At 75.8% G+C, this 18018-nt stretch carries 16 protein-coding genes and 2 pseudogenes; 9 read left to right on the top strand and 9 right to left on the bottom strand.

All coding sequences use genetic code 11. The features are described from left to right. The first annotated feature begins 211 nt into the window (after positions 1–211). Positions 212–1258: a galactosyldiacylglycerol synthase gene (locus ACGFT1_RS30085; RefSeq protein ID WP_373912207.1), complete on the top strand. Its 1047-nt coding sequence runs from the start codon at positions 212–214 to the stop codon at positions 1256–1258. A gap of 71 nt (positions 1259–1329) precedes the next feature. Here the strand turns inward: ACGFT1_RS30085 and ACGFT1_RS30080 are convergent, their stop codons facing one another. Genes ACGFT1_RS30080 through ACGFT1_RS30070 form a run of 3 tightly spaced genes read right to left on the bottom strand, consistent with a single transcriptional unit; the run spans position 1330 to position 3931 of the window. After that, positions 1330–2097 carry a polysaccharide deacetylase family protein gene (locus tag ACGFT1_RS30080; protein ID WP_373912134.1) on the bottom strand — a complete coding sequence of 256 codons (768 nt, stop codon included), beginning with the start codon at positions 2095–2097 and terminating at the stop codon, positions 1330–1332. Between the two features lie 49 nt (positions 2098–2146). Further along, positions 2147–3073: a DMT family transporter gene (locus ACGFT1_RS30075; protein ID WP_373912133.1), complete on the bottom strand. Its 927-nt coding sequence runs from the start codon at positions 3071–3073 to the stop codon at positions 2147–2149. Positions 3074–3079: 6 nt separating this feature from the next. Beyond that, positions 3080–3931: an SDR family NAD(P)-dependent oxidoreductase gene (locus ACGFT1_RS30070; RefSeq protein ID WP_373912132.1), complete on the bottom strand. Its 852-nt coding sequence runs from the start codon at positions 3929–3931 to the stop codon at positions 3080–3082. Positions 3932–4182: 251 nt separating this feature from the next. On the opposite strand from ACGFT1_RS30070, the gene ACGFT1_RS30065 reads away from it, so the two are divergent. The 4 genes from ACGFT1_RS30065 to ACGFT1_RS30050 all read left to right on the top strand — a co-directional run bounded on the left by ACGFT1_RS30065 (position 4183) and on the right by ACGFT1_RS30050 (position 6314). Continuing rightward, on the top strand, positions 4183–4350 hold the full coding sequence (locus ACGFT1_RS30065) for a hypothetical protein (protein WP_373912131.1): 168 nt from the start codon (positions 4183–4185) through the stop codon (positions 4348–4350). Positions 4351–4423: 73 nt separating this feature from the next. Next, positions 4424–5461, top strand: coding sequence for an iron-containing redox enzyme family protein (locus tag ACGFT1_RS30060; protein ID WP_373912130.1), 1038 nt, complete (start codon positions 4424–4426; stop codon positions 5459–5461). A 45-nt stretch (positions 5462–5506) separates the two neighbouring features. Continuing rightward, on the top strand, positions 5507–6136 hold the full coding sequence (locus tag ACGFT1_RS30055) for a HemK2/MTQ2 family protein methyltransferase (protein WP_373912206.1): 630 nt from the start codon (positions 5507–5509) through the stop codon (positions 6134–6136). Next, complete coding sequence (locus ACGFT1_RS30050; protein WP_373912129.1) at positions 6117–6314, top strand: CDGSH iron-sulfur domain-containing protein; 198 nt, start codon at positions 6117–6119, stop codon at positions 6312–6314. Before ACGFT1_RS30055 ends, ACGFT1_RS30050 begins: the two co-directional genes overlap by 20 nt. 205 nt (positions 6315–6519) lie before the next feature. Here ACGFT1_RS30050 and ACGFT1_RS30045 read toward each other — a convergent pair whose 3' ends face one another. After that, positions 6520–6954, bottom strand: a complete 435-nt coding sequence (locus ACGFT1_RS30045) for a protease inhibitor (RefSeq protein ID WP_373912128.1) — start codon at positions 6952–6954, stop codon at positions 6520–6522. A gap of 417 nt (positions 6955–7371) precedes the next feature. On the opposite strand from ACGFT1_RS30045, the gene ACGFT1_RS30040 reads away from it, so the two are divergent. Further along, on the top strand, positions 7372–8541 hold the full coding sequence (locus ACGFT1_RS30040) for a lactate 2-monooxygenase (RefSeq protein WP_373912127.1): 1170 nt from the start codon (positions 7372–7374) through the stop codon (positions 8539–8541). Positions 8542–8636: 95 nt separating this feature from the next. Here ACGFT1_RS30040 and ACGFT1_RS30035 read toward each other — a convergent pair. The 3 genes and pseudogenes from ACGFT1_RS30035 to ACGFT1_RS30025 all read right to left on the bottom strand — a co-directional run. Next, a pseudogene (locus ACGFT1_RS30035) lies at positions 8637–9602 on the bottom strand (RICIN domain-containing protein); the annotation flags it as partial. Between the two features lie 1634 nt (positions 9603–11236). Then, entirely contained in the window at positions 11237–11614 is a 378-nt protein-coding gene (locus ACGFT1_RS30030; protein ID WP_121785572.1) for a toxin Doc, read from the bottom strand. A gap of 3 nt (positions 11615–11617) precedes the next feature. Beyond that, on the bottom strand, positions 11618–11857 hold the full coding sequence (locus ACGFT1_RS30025; RefSeq protein WP_373912126.1) for a hypothetical protein: 240 nt from the start codon (positions 11855–11857) through the stop codon (positions 11618–11620). 160 nt (positions 11858–12017) lie between these two features. Between ACGFT1_RS30025 and ACGFT1_RS30020 the strand changes: the two genes are divergently transcribed. Beyond that, complete coding sequence (locus ACGFT1_RS30020) at positions 12018–12536, top strand: methylated-DNA--[protein]-cysteine S-methyltransferase (protein WP_373912125.1); 519 nt, start codon at positions 12018–12020, stop codon at positions 12534–12536. A 118-nt stretch (positions 12537–12654) separates the two neighbouring features. On the opposite strand, the pseudogene ACGFT1_RS30015 reads toward ACGFT1_RS30020, so the two are convergent. Then, a pseudogene (locus tag ACGFT1_RS30015) lies at positions 12655–13052 on the bottom strand (DUF4982 domain-containing protein); the annotation flags it as partial. A 539-nt stretch (positions 13053–13591) separates the two neighbouring features. Here ACGFT1_RS30015 and ACGFT1_RS30010 point away from each other — a divergent pair. Beyond that, complete coding sequence (locus ACGFT1_RS30010; protein WP_373912124.1) at positions 13592–15973, top strand: SpoIIE family protein phosphatase; 2382 nt, start codon at positions 13592–13594, stop codon at positions 15971–15973. A 3-nt stretch (positions 15974–15976) separates the two neighbouring features. Here the strand turns inward: ACGFT1_RS30010 and ACGFT1_RS30005 are convergent, their stop codons facing one another. Beyond that, positions 15977–16525: an RNA polymerase sigma factor gene (locus ACGFT1_RS30005; RefSeq protein WP_373912123.1), complete on the bottom strand. Its 549-nt coding sequence runs from the start codon at positions 16523–16525 to the stop codon at positions 15977–15979. A 47-nt stretch (positions 16526–16572) separates the two neighbouring features. On the opposite strand from ACGFT1_RS30005, the gene ACGFT1_RS30000 reads away from it, so the two are divergent. Next, the gene (locus tag ACGFT1_RS30000) at positions 16573–17967 is read left to right on the top strand and encodes a serine/threonine-protein kinase (RefSeq protein ID WP_373912122.1); all 1395 of its coding nucleotides are present in this window, start codon (positions 16573–16575) and stop codon (positions 17965–17967) included. Positions 17968–18018 lie beyond the last annotated feature (51 nt).

Here is an 18018-nt window from a genome sequence, read left to right as displayed (position 1 = left end):
GCCGCCCACACGCTTCCCTGTGCCGATTCATCCACCCCGGCCCGCACCGGGCAACTCGCGGCCGGGCCGGGGGCACCGGCACGGCGCCACGGCGACACGGCCGGGACGTCCGCCGTTTCCGCGCCGCGCCACCGGAGAATCGGAAGCCGTGCGGACCAGGGACCCTCATGCGCCGGGCGGCCGGCGCAGGACGCTGATCGTGAGCGCCGGCATGGGCGCCGGCCACGACACCGTGGCCGCCGAACTCGCGCGGCGGAGCGCCGCGGCCGGGCACGACGCGTACGTCGTGGACCTCCTGCGGCTCCTGCCGTACGGGCTCGGCACGGGCCTGCGCCGCGGCTACCAGGCGTCGGTACGGCACCTGCCCTGGGTGTACGCCGCTCTGTACGGCGCGTTCCTGCGCGAGGGGCCCGGCCGGCGCCCGAGCGGGGTCCCACTGGCGCGGCTCGCCGGGGACCGGCTGACCGGCCTCGTGGACCGCACGGGCGCCGACGTGGTGGTGTCCGTCTTCCATCTGGCCGCGCAGCTGACCGGCCATCTGCGGGCCCGGGGCCGGCTGCGGGTACCCAGCGCCGTCTTCCTGCTCGACTTCGCGGTGCACCGGCAGTGGCTGCATCCGGGCAACGACCGGTACCTGTGTCTGACGGACGCGGCGGCGGCCGCCGTGCGCCGCTCCCTCGCCGTTCCCGTGGTCACCACCGGACCGGTGGTCGCGCCGGCCTTCCGCGCGCCGGCCCCCGGGGCGGCGCGGTGGCGGGAGCGCTTCACGGCCCGTGCGCCCGGCCGGCCGGCGGTCCTGCTGTCCGCGGGTGCCTGGGGCGCGGCGTCCCGCCCCGCCGGCACCGCCTCGCTGCTGGCGGCGGCCGGTTATCTCCCGGTGGTGCTGTGCGGCCGCAACGACCGGCTGCGCGCGCGGGTCTCCAGGGAGCCCGCCGTGCTCGCCCTGGACTGGGTCGACGACATGCCCGGCCTGCTGGCCGCGTCCTACGCCCTGGTGGACAACGCCGCCGGGCAGACCGCCGTCCAGGCTCTCGCCGCGGGGCTGCCCGTGATCGGCCACCGCCCCCTGCCCGGCCACGGCGCGGACGGGGTACGCCGCATGGCCGGCCTCGGCCTGTCCGAACTCGCCCCGGACGGCCCCGCCCTGCTGGCGGCACTCGCCCGGCTCACGGACGACGCCCGCGAACGTGCCGAACGGGTGACCCGCGGCCACGCCCTCTTCCGCCACGACCCACTGGACCACCTCACCGACCTCTGATCCCGCCCCGCCCGGAGACGGCCCCGTGTCGGCACGGGAGCGACCGGACCGGGGCCGGCACGCCTCCCCGCTCACCGGGTGAGGATGCCGGACCGTGCCGCCGGCCGGGGTGGGGCGTGCTCACGGAGGGGGCCGACCGAGAAGCCCGCTTCCCGGCAGTCCCGGACCAGGGCCGGCAGCGCGCCCAGGGCCGCGTGCCAGCAACCGGGGGCCGAGTACCGGTCGCAGTCGTGCAGCAGCACGGTGCCGCCGCCGCGCAGGTCCGCCGCGATCCGGGCCCGTACGGACACCGGGGTGGCGTCGGCCGTCCAGTCCTTGCCCCAAGCGGACCACAGCACCGTCCGCAGCCCGGCCCGGCGGGCCGCCCACCAGCGGCTAGTGGTGAGGATGCCGTACGGGGGGCGGTACCAGCGCGGGCGCCGGCCGGTGATCTCGTGCACCGCGCGGACGCTCCGCTCGACCTCCTCGGCGGTCCGGGTGAACGCGGGACGCCACGGGCGGTCGTGGGTCCAGCCGTGCACCCCGAGCTCGTGTCCGCGCCGTACCGTCTCCCGGACCAGCGCCGGATGGCGCACCACGCGCTCGCCCAGCACGAAGAACGTCGCCCGGACCCCGAGCCCGTCCAGCGCGTCGAGGAAGCGCGGGGTCGAGGCCGGGTCCGGTCCGTCGTCGAACGTGAGCGCGATGTGGTGGCGGTGCCCGGTGCCGGAGAGCCCGGGGAACAGCGGCAGCCGTACGCCGGGGAGCCAGGTGGCCGCCGGTCCGATGTGCGCGGCGGCGGCACCGGCCGGCAGCAGGAAGGCCGCCGCCCGCCACGCGCGGCCGGAGCCGAGGGACATCGGTGACCATCTCCTTCGGTGCAGCGGATCGGCGGCGGACGGCAGCGGGTCAGTGTCTGCGTGGCGCCGGCGCCCGGGTCCCGTCCCGTTCCGGCGGGCGGTCCGGGGCGGCCGTGTCCCACTCCCCGCCCACCGTCTGGGCGTGGGCCAGGCCGATGCTGCCCGCGCCGATCAGGGCGATGCCGATCGCCTCCGGGAGCAGACTCAGGCCCAGGTGGATCGTCTCGGCGAACAGGACCCAGCCCAGGACCACACTGGTGAGCGCGTCCCCGAGGGTGAGGGCCGGCTGCGAGGCCGTCAGCGAGCCGGCGCCGAGCGCGCCCTGCAACAGCAGGAAGGCGACGAGTCCGGCGACCCCGGTGGCGTACAGCGACCAGTGCCCGAACATCGCCCCGAGCCCCTCGCCGAGCCGCCCCACGGCCTCCTTGAGGAGCGCGGCGGTGGCGGCGAAGGACACGGCGGAGGCGAGGCCGAGCAGCGCCGCCCGGGACGCGCCCTCGGCGAGGCGGGCGGCCGCGGCGAGCAGGATGACCGCACCGAGCACCCCGGCCCCGCCCAGGAGCCAGGCGCGGGGCGGCGCGCTGGTGCGGCCCGCCGTCGGCGCCGCCGCGAGGAGGAACAGGGCCAGCCCCACGGCGAGCGCGGCGAACGCCAGCCAGGTACGGCCGTCCGGCCGGCGCCGGAAGACGAGGCTGCCCACGGCCAGCGTGAAGAGCAGCTCTGCGGCGAGGAGCGGCTGGACGAGGGACAGGCTGCCGACGCCCAGCGCGCCGGCCTGGAGCAGGCCGGACAGTGCCAGCAGGCCGGCGCCCGCCAGCCAGGAGCGGCGGCGCAGCACATGGGTGAACCGGCGTACGACGGACCCCGCCCCGCCGCCGTCGTCCGGTGCCTGCACGGCGGCCCGGCGCTGGAGCACCGAGGCGGACGCGTTGGACAGGGCGGCGAGCAGGGCGAGCAGCACCGTGACGGCGGTCATGGCCGCTCACCCGAAGCGGGCGGCGAGCCGCCGGTAGAGTCCGGGCGCGGCACCGTGTATCCGGGCGGGCAGCCGGAGCCACCCGGGGACGTACACCTCGTCCCGGTCGTGGGTGACGGCGGACCACACGGCGCCGGCCACGCGTGCGGCGGGTACCGGCCGCGGCCAGGACCGCGTGTACGGCACGCCCCGCCGGTCGAAGAACGGCGTGTCGACCACGCCGGGGATGACATGGCTGACGCCCACTCCGGTACCGGTCAGCTCGTAGCGCAGGGCGTCGGCGAAGGTGGCGAGGGCGGCCTTCGCCGCGGAGTAGACGGCCTCGCCGCGTACGCCCACGCTGCCGGCGAAGGAGCCGACGAGGACGACGCGTCCGGAGCCGGCCGCGACCATGTGCGGCAGCAGGGCGCGCACGAGGTGGACGGTGGCCAGCAGGTCGACGCCGACGATCTCGTCGATGCGCGCGGCGGGCATGCCGGCGAAGTCCCCGGCCCAGCCCACGCCGGCGCCCGCCACCAGCAGGTCGAGGCGGCCGAGGTGGTCCAGGGCGAGGTCGGTGAGCCGGTGGTGGGAGCCGGGCCGGGTCAGGTCGGCGGGCAGGGCCAGGGCACCGGCCTTCGCGGCCACCTGCTCCAGTCGGGTGACGTCACGCCCGTTCAGCACGAGGCGCCAGCCCTCGGCGGCCAGCCGGCAGGCCACGGCGGCACCGATGCCGGAGGAGGCTCCCGTCACCAGGGCGGTACCGCCACGGCCGGCCGGGGGCCGCGCCGGGCGGGGGGCTGAGCCGGGCTCCGAAGCGAGGTCCCGCACCGGCCGGGCGCGGTTCGACGGGCCTGCGGGGGGCGGGGCGTGGGACATGGCGGCGACCTCACTGCGACGGTGTGCACGGGCGCGCGGGCTCCGGTACCGAGTCCTCGCGGTGTATCCAGGGCGCCACACCCTGAAACACCGCGCACGGCGGAGGTCCGCACGCGCCGGGCGTCAGGTGGCTGCCCGATCATGGGCCACCGCTCCTGCCCATGGACGCCCCCGTCCGGGCGCCACGCTTGAGACGGCGTCGGCGGGTAACTCGCAGGGGAAGTTCGGCAGGACGGCGGAAGGAGATCACGATGTCCGGCGGCGACGACCGCGAGAAGAAGCCCGAGACGGCGGTGGAGGAGGTGCTCCGGGAGGTCGAGGAGGCCGGCGAGCGCCACGGGGACCGGGACGCCTCGGGCGAGGCCGGTGACGCCATCACCCCGAACACGGGAGCGCAGGAACAGGCGCACGGCGAGTAGCGCGGCCGGGCGGGGCGGGGCGGGCCGCCCGGCACGCGGTCGTGCTTCGGCGCCGGCCGGGTACCCGGGTCCCATGAACCACCACCTGCGAGGACCCCAGCTGCCCCCGCCCCGGGGCCCGCTCTCCGCCGCGGTCGACGCCTACCTCCGCGGCACGGGCCCCCTTCCCGGCCCCGCGGACGCCGAGGCGGCGGACCCGTACGGCGACGACCTCCAGCTCGCCCTGTACCTGTGCTACGAGCTGCACTACCGGGGATTCGCCGGCGTCCCCCCGGAAGCCGAGTGGGACCCGGACCTGCTGCGGGTCCGCGCGGCGCTGGAACAGCGCTTCCTGTCCGCGCTGCGCACCGATACGCCCGCCCACGACAGCCTGGACGACGCGCTGGGCGCCCTGCTCGTCGAGCCGGCCGAGGGCACCGGCGTCAGTCACTTCCTGTGCGGCGAGGGCGAGCTGTGGCAGGTACGCGAGTACGCCGCCCAGCGTTCCCTGTACCACCTGAAGGAGGCCGACCCGCACGCCTGGGTGCTGCCCCGGCTGTGGGGCCGGGCCAAGGCGGGGATGGCTGCCGTGGAGTTCGACGAGTTCGGCGGCGGCCGGGCCGACCGGGTGCACGCGCGCCTGTTCGCCGACCTGATGACGGACCTCGGCCTGGACACCGCATACGGCCGCTACCTGGACGCGGCCCCCGCCGAGATGCTGGCCGTGGTCAACCTGATGTCCCTGTTCGGCCTGCACCGCCGGCTGCGCGGCGCGCTGGTGGGCCACTTCGCCGAGGTGGAGATCACCTCCTCGCCCGGCTCCCGCCGGCTCGCCGGGGCGATGCGCCGCACCGGTGCCGGCCCGGCCGCCGAGTTCTTCTACGACGAGCACGTGGAAGCGGACGCGGTGCACGAGCAGGTCGTCCGGCACGAGGTGATCGGCGGGCTGCTGGAGGAGGAACCGGAGCTGGCGCCGGACGTGGCCTTCGGGATCGACGCGACCGAGTTCCTGGAGGACCGGCTGGGCCGGCGGCTGCTCGCCGACTGGCGGGCCGGCCGCTCGTCCTTGCGTACCCCCCTGGATCCGGACCGGACGGCACCCCGGAAACAGGAGATGTCTCATACATCCTGATCCTGCGGGTACCCGCGCGATGTGATCGCTTTGGTACTTCCGGGTGTGTACGCCCCGCAGGACGACACCGAGCTGCTGGCCGAGGTCCTCCACGAGGAGAATCCCCCGCCCGGCGCCCAGGTGCTGGACGTGGGCACCGGCAGCGGTGCGCTGGCCCTGGAGGCGGCCCGGCGGGGCGCCCGGGTGACCGCCGTGGACGTGTCCCGGCGGGCGGTGTGGACGGCCCGGCTCAACGCCTGGCTGACCCGGCTCCCGGTGCACATCCGTCGCGGCAACCTCTTCTCGCCGGTCCGCGGCCGGACGTACGACGTCATCCTGGCCAACCCGCCCTACGTGCCGGCGCCCGACGCCGGTCCCGGGCCACGCGGCCGGGCCCGGGCCTGGGACGCGGGGCTCGACGGGCGGCTGCTGCTGGACCGGATCTGCCGGGACGCACCACCGCTGCTGCGTCCCGGCGGAGTGCTGCTGCTGGTGCACTCCGCGCTGAGCGGTCCCGAACGGACCCTGGAGCTGCTGGAGGCGGCGGGCCTGAAGGCCACGGTCGTCCGGCGCCGCTGGATCGCCTTCGGTCCGGTGCTGCGCTCCCGGGAGGACTGGCTGCGCCGGCGCGGGCTGCTCGCGCCGGCCGACGACAGGGAAGAGCTGGTGGTCATCCGTGCCGAACGACCCCGCTGACGAGGTCCGCAGGATCACCATGCAACGGCGCGGGCCGCTGCTGGTGGAGGGGCCCGTGGAGATCGAGTTGGAGGACGGGACGACGGTCTCCTCGGACCGCTTCCGTGTCGCTCTGTGTACCTGCCGGCGCAGTCGCCGCTACCCCTGGTGCGACACGAGTCACCGGCGCAAGGCCTGAGTCTCTGGTTGAAACCGGTTGTTTTTCGCCGCTCCCCGGACGGCCCCCCACGGGCCGGCCGGGGAGCGGCTGTGTTCCCGGTGCCGGCGGGCGGCCCCACTCCGCCCGCCTGCCCCGGTGCGAGATCGCGGGTTCCCCGCTCCAGAGGCCGCACTCCCCAGTTGCGGGCCTGTTCCGGCGTCCACGGGGACTCACGATCCCGGTCTCAGAAGGCGAAGAGGCTGCCGCCGACGGCGTCCTTCATGCACGTGTTGCCGAAGGTCCGCTCGTACGCGACGCGCTTGCCCTGCCAGACGCCCTGGACGGTCACGACCACCGGGTCGTAGACCTTGGTGCACATGACGTCGTTCGCCGCCTTCAGGGCGTCGAAGTCACCGCCGACGCCCCGCAGCTCGGCGCAGGCCTGAGCCGCGGCGGGGTGGGTGCCCGACGCCGAGGGGGCGCAGTTCAGGGTGACGGCGCGCTCCGGAGTGGCCGTGGCCGCGTCGTTGCCGTGGCCCGTGGTGAGCACCAGGGACGAGGGGGCGTAGAGCGACGACGGGGCGGCGCCCGGTGCGGCGACGGCGGCCCCGGTCAGGGGTCCGCAGACGGCGACGGCCGTGAGGCCGAGGGCCGCTGCCCAGCGCGCGGTGTTCCGCATTGTGTGCATCCTTCCGCTCGAGATGACAGGGTGCCGGCTCCGGATCCGGTCGGGCACCGGAGCGGCGAGCGCCACTCTGCCGAGTCCGCCAGCGAAATACACATCGAACCCATGGGTTTCAGTAACCTTTCGTGTTGAATCAGTGGCGTGAAGTAACGGAGTCCGACCGGCGCGGGCCCGGAACTGAGCGGTTCCCCCGCCCCTGAAGCGGCCGGTTGGCTGAAAAACAGCGGTTAGTTAATCGTCCTGAAACATTCCGGCCGGGTCCCCTCCGCGCCTCTTGATGACTCCTCGTGTTCATGAAGTGATCACCAGGAGCCGGCGCCTCCGTCATTCCGCGCCGGCGGTACCGGCCGGGCACCGACTTACCGGTCGGTATCGTCGGGTGCCCGGACGGCCGACGACGCGGGAGGGACGATGGCCAAGCACTGGGCGGATTTCCAGTACGAGATCTATCTGAACGGGATGACCGGGGTGGTGCCCCGGCTTCCCACCGACCTCACCCGGTTGGAGGACCTGGCGGAACACCGGCTCGGCCCGGGCCCGGTGGGTTACGTGGCGGGCAGCGCGGGAGACGGCGGCACGGCCCGCGCCAACCGGGCGGCCCTCGACCGGCGCCGCATCGTTCCGCGGATGCTCCGGGACGTCCACGAGCGGGACCTGACCACCGACGTACTGGGACGCACCTTGCCGGCACCGCTCGCCCTGGCGCCCGTCGGGGTGCTGTCGATCATGCACCCGGACGCCGAGTCCGCCGCCGCCCGGGCCGCCGCCGCGCAGGGCGTCCCGTACGTCCTGTCGTCGGCGTCGAGCACGCCGCTGGAGGAGGTGGCGGAGGCCATGGGGGACGCCGAACGGTGGTTCCAGCTGTACTGGGGCCGGGACCGCGAGGTGACCCGGAGTTTCCTCACCCGGGCCCGGGCGACCGGGTTCTCCGTGCTGGTCGTCACACTCGACACCCCGCTGCTGGCATGGCGCCCCCGCGACCTGGACCAGGCGTACCTGCCGTTCCTGCGCGGCGCGGGCACCGCCAACTACTTCACCGACCCGGCGTTCCTGGCCGGCCTGGCCAAGCCGGTGCACGAGGACCCCGACGCGGCGGTGCTGCACTTCCTCGGCCTGTTCGGGGGCCCCGGCCACACCTGGCCCGACCTGGCCTTCCTGCGCGAGCACTGGGAGGGGCCGATCGTCCTCAAGGGCGTCCTGCACCCGGACGACGCCCGGCTGGCCGCGGACGCCGGAATGGACGGTGTGGTGGTCTCCAACCACGGCGGCCGGCAGGTGGCCGGCTCGGTCGCCGCGGCCGACGCCCTGCCCCGGGTCGTGGACGCGGTCGGCGACCGGCTGACGGTGCTCTTCGACAGCGGGGTGCGCACCGGTGCCGACGTCTTCAAGGCGCTCGCCCTGGGCGCGCGGGCGGTGCTCCTGGGGCGCCCGTACGTCTACGGGCTCGGCCTGGACGGCCAGGCGGGCGTGGAGCACGTCATCCGCTGTGTCCTGGCGGAGTTCGACCTCACCCTCGCCCTCTCCGGGCACGCCGGCCCGGCGACGGTGACGACGGCCGACCTGACCGAGACCCCCGCCTGAGGCTGCCCACCCGAGGCGCGTCGCGGTACCGGCGGGTGGGTGACCGGCAGGGAAGCGGGGTCCGCCGCCGGCGTGTCGGTCCGCCAGCGCCGGTCGGCGGAGCCGTCCCGGACCTTGACGACGAGGTCGGCACCGGGCTGGTCGCCGGCCGCGGCGAGGGCGAGCGTAGGGTCCCAGCGGGGCAGCAACTCGCCTTGGGCGGTGCGGTCGTACCGCACGTCGTCGCCCCGCCGCGAGCCGGCGCCCGCGCAGCCGCCGAGGATCACCACTCCGGCGTCGGCGTGGGAGTCCAGGCACAGGTCCGGGCCGGCCGCGCTGCGCAGCAGCCCGTCGGAGTCGTACGTCCACCGCTGCGTGGCCGCGCCGGAGCAGACGGCGAGGACGGCGCCCGCCCCGGCCCGGGGCCTTCCCTTGACGTCCAGGCACCGGCCGGTGGCGTCGCGCCAGCGGGCCGGGCGGCCGACGGCGGGCCGGCCCGCGGTGCCGGGTGTGGAGGCGGAGCCCGACGGGGACCGGGTGCCGGGGGTGGAGGACGAGCCCGACGGGGACCGGGCGCCGGGGGCCGCGCCGGTGCCCGCGCCGCCGGCCGGCCACAGGGTGATCGCGAGGACGGTCACGAGCAGTACGGCCGAAGCCGCACCGACTCCGGTCAGCAGCGTCCTGGACGACCAGGCGGGGGCCGCGGGAGCCCGGCGGGACCCGCCGCCCCCGGCCGCCCGTGCGCCCGAACGGCGGCCGGCGCGAAGCGGCCGGCTGGGCCCGCCGGACAGGCCACCGTGTCCACCGTCGTCGGCAGCGCGAAACGACCGGCTGGGCCCGCCGGTCGGGCCGGGTCCACCGGTCACGCCGGGTACGCCACCACCGGCGGGAAACGAGGGGCTCGGTCCACCGGGCAGGCCGGGTCCGTCGCCGCCGGAGCCGAGCGACCGGCCAGGCGCGCCGGTCAGGCCGAGTCCGCCGCCGGTGACAGCCGGCGCGCCGTTCAGCCCTGGTCCGCCGCCGGTGGCGCCCGGCCCGCCGGGCACGACGGGTTCGTCGGTGCCGGGCGACCGGATCGGCATGTCGGGGAGGCCGGGTGCGCCGTGGTCGGCGGAGCGGCGGCGTCCGCCGGATGCGGCGGTGGCGACGGTCCGCGCCAGGAACCCCGGCCGCCCGCCGTCGCGTCGGCGCCCGCCGGAGCGCCGGGGGGTGCCACGGGTACCGGTGGCGTCCTGGAGGCGGCCGGGGCGCGTGTCGAGGTAGCGGCGGGCGCCCCAGCCGAGGACGGCCTCGGCGAGCAGCACGCCCAGGGCCGCGTCGGACTGGCCCAGTTGTTCGGCGGCGTGTCGGCAGTGCGCGCAGCCGGCCAGGTGCTCCTGGACGTCGGGAAGCAGTGCGCCGCCCCGGCGGATCGGGATGTCGAGCAGGCGGTTGTGGTGACGGCACTCGTTGCCGGGCGCGAGTTCCCGGTGGGCGCGCACGAGGCCTTCCCGGAACTTCTCCCGGGCCGCTTCCAGGGCGGCCGTCGCGTTCTGGGTGTCCACACCGAGCAGTCCGGCGGGCACGCGCACCGGCTCGGCCTCGACCTCGGTGTGCCACAACACGGTCTGCTCCAGCCGGGGAAGGCCGTGGAAGGACCGGTCGGTGAGGGCGCGGTTCTCCGGTGTCAGCGTGGGCGCGGCGCGCATCGCGCGGCCCCCGGCGGGTCTGGTGAGGACGGGCAGTACGGCGGTGATGCGGTCGGTGCCGGACCAGTTGACGACGGTGTCCCGGACGGCCACCAGCAGGCGCGGCCGCAACGCCTCGGCGGGCTCGCCGAGCGCAAGCCGGCCCAGGACCTGGTGGAAGGCCGTGGCGGTGACCATGTGGGCCGGCGAGCCGGAGGCGGCCAGGCAGATGACGGCGTAGTCGTGGGCGGACCGCCAGTGCCGGGCCATCAGGAGGGCGGTGGACCGGGCGGCTTCCGCGTCGGAACCGGCCCGCAGCGGGCCGGCGAGCGACTCGTCGGATTCTCCGGGATCGCCGCCGGGCGGCGGACCGGCAGGCCGAGGGGGCTGGGGGGTGTGCACGGAGCGGATTCCTTCGGTGCGTGGTGCGTCGGTGCGTGGCTTGCGAGCTCACGGGCGCGGAAGGAGCGGGAGATGTGCACCGCGTGCCGAACCCTTGCACAACTGCCACAGGGGCAACAAGGCGCGCGTACGACATCCACGGGTGTGGGGGAAGGCCGGAAACCAGCCGTCGGCGACGTACCGGAGTGCCCGGTGGATTCCCCGTGCGCGCACCCCGCGCGCACCCCGTGCGAAGGGCGTGCGCCCACTCCCCTGGCGCGCACGCTCCCGGAGCCCGCGGCCCGGTGGTGGACTGTGAGCCGGCCTGCGCGCCAGGCCCCGCGGGGGACGGCGGCTCCCCCGCGCGCGACCGGCCGCCGGCCCTGTTCGTGCCGCCCGGCCGGCGGTCCCCGCGGCTTCCCCCGCCGGCCGGAGCCGGGCCGGCTGCCCGGAGCGCTCCCCGGAGTGGCACGGGGCTGCCGTGACGGGTCCGGGCTGTTCGTCGCGGACCGGACGCCCCAGGCGGGTGCCGGACACACTTCGGCCGGACGGCACGCCCCCGGCGCGGATTGGGCGACGCCAGTACGGACCGGACGACCTGCGCGTGAACCGTACGCCCCCGGTGCCGGTCCGGACGACCTTCGCCCGGGCCGTAGGCCCTGGTGGAATCAGATCTGCCAGGAACGCAGCCGGTCCGCCGCGCCGTACACGTCGGTCTTGCCGGAGATCAGATCGCGGGCGAGGTCGACGAGGGCGCCGTAGGGCGGGTCGATGCCGACGCCGCTGACGAACATGTAGGCCACGGCGGTCGCGCAGGCGAAGCGGGCGTTGGCCGCGGGCAGCGGCTTGAGCACGGCGAGGGTGTGCAGCAGCGCGGCGGCGCGCCAGGCGGCGTCGGAGTCGACGCCGAGCCGGGGCGGGTCCACCCGGTGCCGGGCGACGGCGGCGACCAGCGCGGAGAAGTCGTCCACGGCGGGCTGGTCGGGCAGGACCTCCTCATGTCGCTGGAGGAGCCAGGGGACGTCAACGTGAATGAGGGAGGGCATCGGTCAGGCGGCCTCGCCCCGGACGGGGAGTTCGTCGTCCGGGAAGGCCGCCGCGAACTCCTCGGCGTGGGTGGCGAAGAAGCGCCGGAAGGCCTCCGCGCCCTCCTGGAGCGCCCGGTGACGGGCGATGTCGGCGGCTGCGGCCTCACGCACGAGGGCCTTCATCGACGTACCGCGCTCCTTGGCGATCTGCCGCAGGTCCTCGAGTTCCCGTTCGCTGAACTCCACGTTGAGAGCTGGCATGCTCCTCACGGTACCGCGCGGGTACTCACGCGTAAATACCCGCAGGTGGGAGCCCCTGCACCAGGGTACCGGCGGGGTCGAGGGGCGGTGTCCGATTCCCGCCGGTCGGCGGGCGTGCGGTACGACAGACTGGGCGGAGGCGACGACCCGGAGGAATCCCATGACCACGCACACCGCCCACCCGGTCCATACCGTCCACCCGAGTCCCCTGGGCGACCTGCTCCTGACCGGGACCGTGACACCGGCCGGCCTCTCTCTCACCTCCCTGTCCCTGCCGGGGCAGCGCGGCACCCCTGTCGTCCGCCCGGAGCACCGCGACGACCGGCCGTTCACCGAGGCGATCCGGCAGCTGGACGCGTACTTCGCCGGCCGGCTGACCCGCTTCGACCTGCCCTTCTCCCCTGCCGGCAACGCGTTCCGGCACGCGGTGTGGCGGGCCCTGGACGAAGTCCCCTACGGCAGGACGACCACGTACGGCGAGCTGGCCGCCCGCCTCGGCCTGGCCCGTGCCGAGGTCCGCTCGGTGGGCCAGGCCCTCGGCGCCAACCCGCTGCTGCTGGTCCGGCCCTGTCACCGGGTGATCGGCGCGGACGGTTCGCTGCGCGGCTACGCGGGCGGGCTGGAGAAGAAGCGGTGGCTGCTCACGCACGAGGGCGCGCTCCAGCCGACGCTGCTGTGACCGGCAGGGGCGTTCCCGCCCGCGGAGGTCGTGCCGCACCCGATCAGCAGTCCAGCCGGCCGATCCGCACGGCCCCCTCCGGCCGGCCCGGGTGGGCGCTGGTGGGCGTCAGCCGCTTGTCGGCGGTGACGAAGGCGGGCGAACGGCCGTCCGCGGCGAGGCAGTCGCGGTCGGCGGTGAGCCGTACGGCGTGCGGGGCGCCGGCGGTGCGCAGCACGTCGGTGGCGACGGTCTCGCCGTCCCGCCGGGCCAGCGCCCGCAGTTCGCCGGGCCGGTAGGGGACGTGCCACGTCAGGTGCAGTGTGCCGGCGCTGCCGTTGGGACTGGTGCAGCTGCCCGGGTGGGGCAGTCGGTGACCGTCCTGTCGTCACCGGTGGCCTCGGTGGTCTCCGGGTAGGCGCGCCCGTCGGTGGTCTTCTTGACGTCGAACTCCCGTACACCGAGGGACTGTCCGTTCAGGAACGGCTCGACGGAGGGCACGTCGGCGTACGCCCGCACCTCGACGGTGTCCCCCCTCCTCGTCGTAGCCGGGCTCGGCGGCCCGCGCCCAGGCGCCGGCCGGGCCGGCGCCGCCGTCCAGGCAGGCCCGCGCGGAGCGCCAGCCGTCCAGGCAGGCCCGCGCGAAGCGCCAGCCGTCCCGCAGCGGCACGGTCCGGCGTCCCCGGCGCCGGTCGCGCCGGGGGCGAGGGCGGCCGGGGCCTCGGAGATGTTCGGCAGCGGTCCGGCCTCGGGCGCCGCCGTGGCGGCGGCCGGAACCGATCTGCGCGTGACCGTCATGCGCGGCCCTCCCTCGTCGAGTTCCCAGAAGTACTCACAAGTGATCGTGAACGAACAGATTCTGACGGCCGGTTGCGCGCGATCGTCAAGGGTGCGGCACCCTGCGGCCGCCCCCGGGCGCGTTTCGGCCGACATTCCTCCTTGCCCGCACCCCGGGCCGCGTTCGACAGGTCGGCCAGGTGGCCGCGATCGGCGTCCACGGGCGCACCGGAAGCACTACGCTGGAACAGGAGTGGTGCCACCTATTCACTGTGAGTGTGCGCTTGGGAGCGGCGACGATGAGCCGGGGCTATCCGTTCGACGACGCGGCGACGGCCCGGGCTGTCATCGATGACGACGGAACGCTGGTGGAGTGGAACGAGGGCGCGCGGCGTCTGCTCGGCCACCCCGCCGAAGCCGTCGTGGGCCGCCCCGCCGCCCGGCTGCTGGCCGCCGTCGCCCCCGGGGCGGCGCCCCCGGGTCCGCGCTGGGAGGGCACGGTGGGACTGCGCCACCGGGACGGCCGCACGGTCTCGGTGTGGCTGCTCGCCCACCGCCGCCCCCCGCAGGACGGCCGGCCGGCCGACTGGCTGGTGGTCACCCCGCTCACCGGCCCGGAACCGCCCGCCGCGGACGACCCGCTCGTCGAGGCGGCCCTGGTCCAGGCACCGTGCCCGGTCGCCCTGTACGACGACGCACTGCGGCTGCGCCTCATGAACGCCGCGATGGCCGACATCATCGGGCTGCCCGAGGAACGGGTCCGGGGACTCAGGCTCCCGGAGATCGGGGGCAAGCCGCAGAGCGACGAGCTGGAACAGGGCATGCTCCAGGTACTCACCTCGGGCAGCCGGCTGGACGTGCGGACCTTCCTGCGCACCGGCGGCGAGGACCAGGCGCACGCCTGGCTCGCCCGCATGGCACCGGTGCGGGACGCCGGGGGCCGGGTGCGGGGGGTGTGCCTGGCCGCGCACGACGTCACCGACAACCAGCGGGCCCGGCAGCGGCTCCAGCTGGTCAACGAGGCGAGCGTGCGCATCGGGACCACGCTCGACGTCACCCGCACGGCGCAGGAACTGGCGGACATGTGCGTGCCCGCGCTCGCCGACTTCGTCACCATCGACCTGCTGGACCTGCGGGAGCACGGCAGCGAGCCCCCGGCCGTCATCACCGCGCCGGTCCTCCTGCGCCGCACCGCCCACCAGTCGGTGCTGGCGGGCGTGCCGGAGGCGGTGATCAAGCCCGGGCAGGCGGACGCCTACCCGGACCTCTCCCCGCAGGCCGACGCGCTGACCGCCGGCCGCACGATCACCACCTCGGTGATCGCCGGTGACATGGACAAGTGGCACTCCTGGCACCGGGCGCGCGGCGAGCGGGTGCGCGCGTTCGGCATCCACTCCTCGATGTCGGTGCCGATCCAGGCCCGCGGGCTGACGCTCGGAGTGGCGGTGCTCACCCGGCACCGGCGTCCGGACGGGTTCACCCCGGACGACGTGCTGCTGGCCGAGGAGATCACCGCCCGGGCCGCCGTCTGCATCGACAACGCCCGCCGCTACTCCCGGGAGCGGGAGACCGCGCTCGCCCTCCAGCGCAGCCTGCTGCCGCGTTCGCTGCCGCGCACGGCCGCGCTGGACGCCTCCTCCCGCTATCTGCCGGCCGCGCGGGCCGGGGTGGGCGGGGACTGGTTCGACGTGATCCCGCTCTCCGGACTGCGGGTCGCGATGGCCGTCGGGGACGTCGTCGGGCACGGCATCCAGGCCTCGGCCACCATGGGCCGGCTGCGCACCGCGGTCCGCACGCTCGCCGACATCGACCTGGCCCCGGACGAGTTGCTCACGCACCTGGACGACCTGGTGCTGCGGCTGTCGGAGGAGTCCGGTGTCGAGGGCAGCCCGGGCGAGGTCGGGGCGACCTGCCTGTACGCCGTCTACGACCCGGTGTCCCGCCGCTGCACGCTGGCCCGGGCCGGGCATCCGCCGCCCGTGCTTCTCAGACCCGGCGGCCCGCCCGCGGTGCTCGACCTGCCCGCGGGCCCCCCGCTGGGCCTCGGCGGGCTGCCCTTCGAGTCCGCCGAGGTGGAACTGCCCGAAGGCACCGTCCTCGCGCTGTACACGGACGGCCTGGTGCAGTCCCGGGAGCGGGACCTGGACGCCAGCCACGAATTGCTGCTGGAGGCGCTCGGGCAGGACGCGGACTCCCTGGACAGCGCCTGCGACAGCGTCCTGCACGCCCTGCTGCCATCCGGCGGCGCCGCCGACGACGTGGCACTGCTGCTCGCCCGCACCCGGGGCCTGCCCCCCTCGCAGGTGGCGACGTGGGACATCCCCGCCGACCCCGCGCTGGTCGCGCCGGTCCGCAAGCAGGTCGTGGGACAGCTGGCCGCATGGTCGCTGAGCGAGGCGTCGTTCGCGGCGGAGCTGGTGGTCAGCGAGCTGGTCACCAACGCCATCCGCTACGGCTCCCACCCGATCCGGCTGCGGCTGATCCACGACGCGACCACGTTGATCTGCGAGGTCTCCGACACCAGCCACACCGCCCCGCACCTGCGCCGGGCGAAGACGCTGGACGAGGGCGGCCGGGGCCTGCTGCTGGTCGCCCAGCTCACCCAGCGCTGGGGCAGCCGGCACACCACGGAGGGCAAGACCATCTGGGCGGAGCTGCCGCTGTTCGAGGTGGACCGGTAGCGGTCAGGACGCCGACAGCCAGGGCCGTACGTGCTTGCGTGCCTCGTGCAGCCGGGACTTGAGGGTGCCGAGCGGGATGCCGACGCGCTCGGCGGCCTCGGCGTACTCCAGCTGGCAGATGTCCCGGTAGACCAGCGGCGCGACCAGGTGCGGGTGCTCGCGCTCCAGGCGGTCCAGGGCCTCCAGCAGGTCGACCCGGGAACCGGCGATGACGCTGGTCGTGCGCGGATCGACGACGTGCGCGGGCTCGATCGCGGCGGGCTGCTCGACGGCCCGCCGCTTCAGCTCACGGTACTTCTGCCGGCAGCAGTTGGCGACCACCGTGTACAGCCAGGTGCCGAACCGGCTGCGGCCCTGGAACGCGGTGATGTGCCGGGCCACCTGGAGCAGCACGTCCTGGGCGGCCTCCTCGGCGTCCTCCCGGCAGGGCAGGAAGCGCGCGCAGCGCCGCACGACCTCGGGCCGGATCTCCATCAGCAGCCGGTCCAGGGCGGCTTCGTCACCGGCGGCGGCGCGCCGGGCGGACTCCTCCATCGGCGCCTGGTCCTGCACGAAGGCCTCCCCCTGGAAGTCGATCTCAGGGCAGGCATGATAGTCGTATGCACCCCCTGGAGCGGATCGGCCGCCACCGCCTCGAACGGCCCTTGGGCAGCGGCGCCTTCGCCACGGTGTGGCTCGCCCACGACCCGGAGCTGCGAGCCCCGGTGGCGGTGAAGGTCCTCGCCGAGAACTGGGCGCACCGGCTCGACATCAGGGAGCGTTTCCTCGCCGAGGCGCGGCTGCTGCGGCAGGCCGGTTCCAGCCGGGTGGTGCAGGTCTACGACATCGGTGAACTCCCCGACGGCAGACCGTACTTCGTCATGGAGTACGCCGACGGCGGCACCCTCGCCGACCTGCTGGCGGGCGGCCCGCTGCCGGTGCGGGACGCGCTCGCGCTGACGGCCGAGGCCGCGCGCGGTGCCGCCGCGCTGCACGAGGCGGGCATCGTGCACCGCGACATCAAGCCGACCAACGTACTGCTGCACACCGCCCCGGACGGCACCCGGCGGGTGCTGCTGGCCGACCTGGGGCTCGCCAAGAGCCTCGCGCAGGCCTCCGCACTGACCCTGGCCGCGGGCTCGGCGGGCTACCAGCCGCCGGAACAGGCCGAGCCCGGCGCGGGCATCGACGAGCGGGCCGACGTCTACAGCCTCGGCGCGGTCGGCTACGAACTGCTCACCGGGACCGTGCCGGGACCGCCGGGGAAGGTCGTACCGCCGGGCCGGTCGCGGCCGGAGCTGGGTGAGGGCGTGGAGCGGGCGGTGCTGCGGGCGCTGGAGCCGGACCGGGCCCGGCGCTGGCCGGGCGCCCTGGCCTTCGCGGACGAGCTGGACCGGCTGGCGGCGGACCCGTCGGCGCCGCCCGCACCGCGGCTCGACCGGGTCCGTGGCCGGCTCGGCACGGTGACCCTGGTCCTCGCCGCGGTCCTCGCCGCCACGGCCGCCGCGGTCACGGTGACCGTGGCCCTCCAGCACCGCGGCGCCCCGGCGGACGACGAGGTGCGGGTCGCGGACGCCACCGGGCGGGTCACCCTGCGCGTGCCCGCCGGCTGGGGCCGCCAGCTGCGCGGCTCCGGCTGGGATCCGCACGCGCTCGGGCTGTCGGCGGGTCACGAGCCGGGGCTGGTGGTGGCCGACGACCTGGCCCACTGGCCCGACCTGGGGGACGCCGTGGACGGGGTGTTCGCCGGGGTCAGCGCGCACGGCGACGTCACCGCCGCGGTGCGCGCGCTCACGCACTCCGGCTGCCGTTACGCCGGCGACCGCGCGTTCACCGGCGGCGCGTGGCACGGCGTGGTCCGGGCCTGGGACGGCTGCCCGGACGGCGGCTCGGTCACCGAGTCCGCGCTGGTCCCGGCGGCCGGCTCCGCGCAGCCGCAGGTGTACGTGCAGGTCCGCCAGCACGGGGGCGGCGACGCTACCGACGGCATACTGCGCTCCCTGAAGGTGGCCTGAAAGCACCGGCACGGTCAAGACGGGGAAAAGATGCCGGTGTGTCCCGAACTT

The organism is Streptomyces sp. Y20, assembly GCF_043195475.1.
Lineage (GTDB): Bacteria > Actinomycetota > Actinomycetes > Streptomycetales > Streptomycetaceae > Streptomyces.
This window is presented reverse-complemented; position numbering and strand designations above follow the sequence as displayed.

Bases quoted from the DNA above. Each gene is read 5' to 3' on its own strand.
- ACGFT1_RS30085 (WP_373912207.1), top strand. From the start codon at position 212: ATGGGCGCCGGCCACGACACCGTGGCCGCCGAACTCGCGCGGCGGAGC.
- ACGFT1_RS30080 (WP_373912134.1), bottom strand. From the start codon at position 2,097: ATGTCCCTCGGCTCCGGCCGCGCGTGGCGGGCGGCGGCCTTCCTGCTG.
- ACGFT1_RS30075 (WP_373912133.1), bottom strand. From the start codon at position 3,073: ATGACCGCCGTCACGGTGCTGCTCGCCCTGCTCGCCGCCCTGTCCAAC.
- ACGFT1_RS30070 (WP_373912132.1), bottom strand. From the start codon at position 3,931: ATGTCCCACGCCCCGCCCCCCGCAGGCCCGTCGAACCGCGCCCGGCCG.
- ACGFT1_RS30065 (WP_373912131.1), top strand. From the start codon at position 4,183: ATGTCCGGCGGCGACGACCGCGAGAAGAAGCCCGAGACGGCGGTGGAG.
- ACGFT1_RS30060 (WP_373912130.1), top strand. From the start codon at position 4,424: ATGAACCACCACCTGCGAGGACCCCAGCTGCCCCCGCCCCGGGGCCCG.
- ACGFT1_RS30045 (WP_373912128.1), bottom strand. From the start codon at position 6,954: ATGCGGAACACCGCGCGCTGGGCAGCGGCCCTCGGCCTCACGGCCGTC.
- ACGFT1_RS30040 (WP_373912127.1), top strand. From the start codon at position 7,372: ATGGCCAAGCACTGGGCGGATTTCCAGTACGAGATCTATCTGAACGGG.
- ACGFT1_RS30030 (WP_121785572.1), bottom strand. From the start codon at position 11,614: ATGCCCTCCCTCATTCACGTTGACGTCCCCTGGCTCCTCCAGCGACAT.
- ACGFT1_RS30025 (WP_373912126.1), bottom strand. From the start codon at position 11,857: ATGCCAGCTCTCAACGTGGAGTTCAGCGAACGGGAACTCGAGGACCTG.
- ACGFT1_RS30020 (WP_373912125.1), top strand. From the start codon at position 12,018: ATGACCACGCACACCGCCCACCCGGTCCATACCGTCCACCCGAGTCCC.
- ACGFT1_RS30010 (WP_373912124.1), top strand. From the start codon at position 13,592: ATGAGCCGGGGCTATCCGTTCGACGACGCGGCGACGGCCCGGGCTGTC.
- ACGFT1_RS30000 (WP_373912122.1), top strand. From the start codon at position 16,573: ATGCACCCCCTGGAGCGGATCGGCCGCCACCGCCTCGAACGGCCCTTG.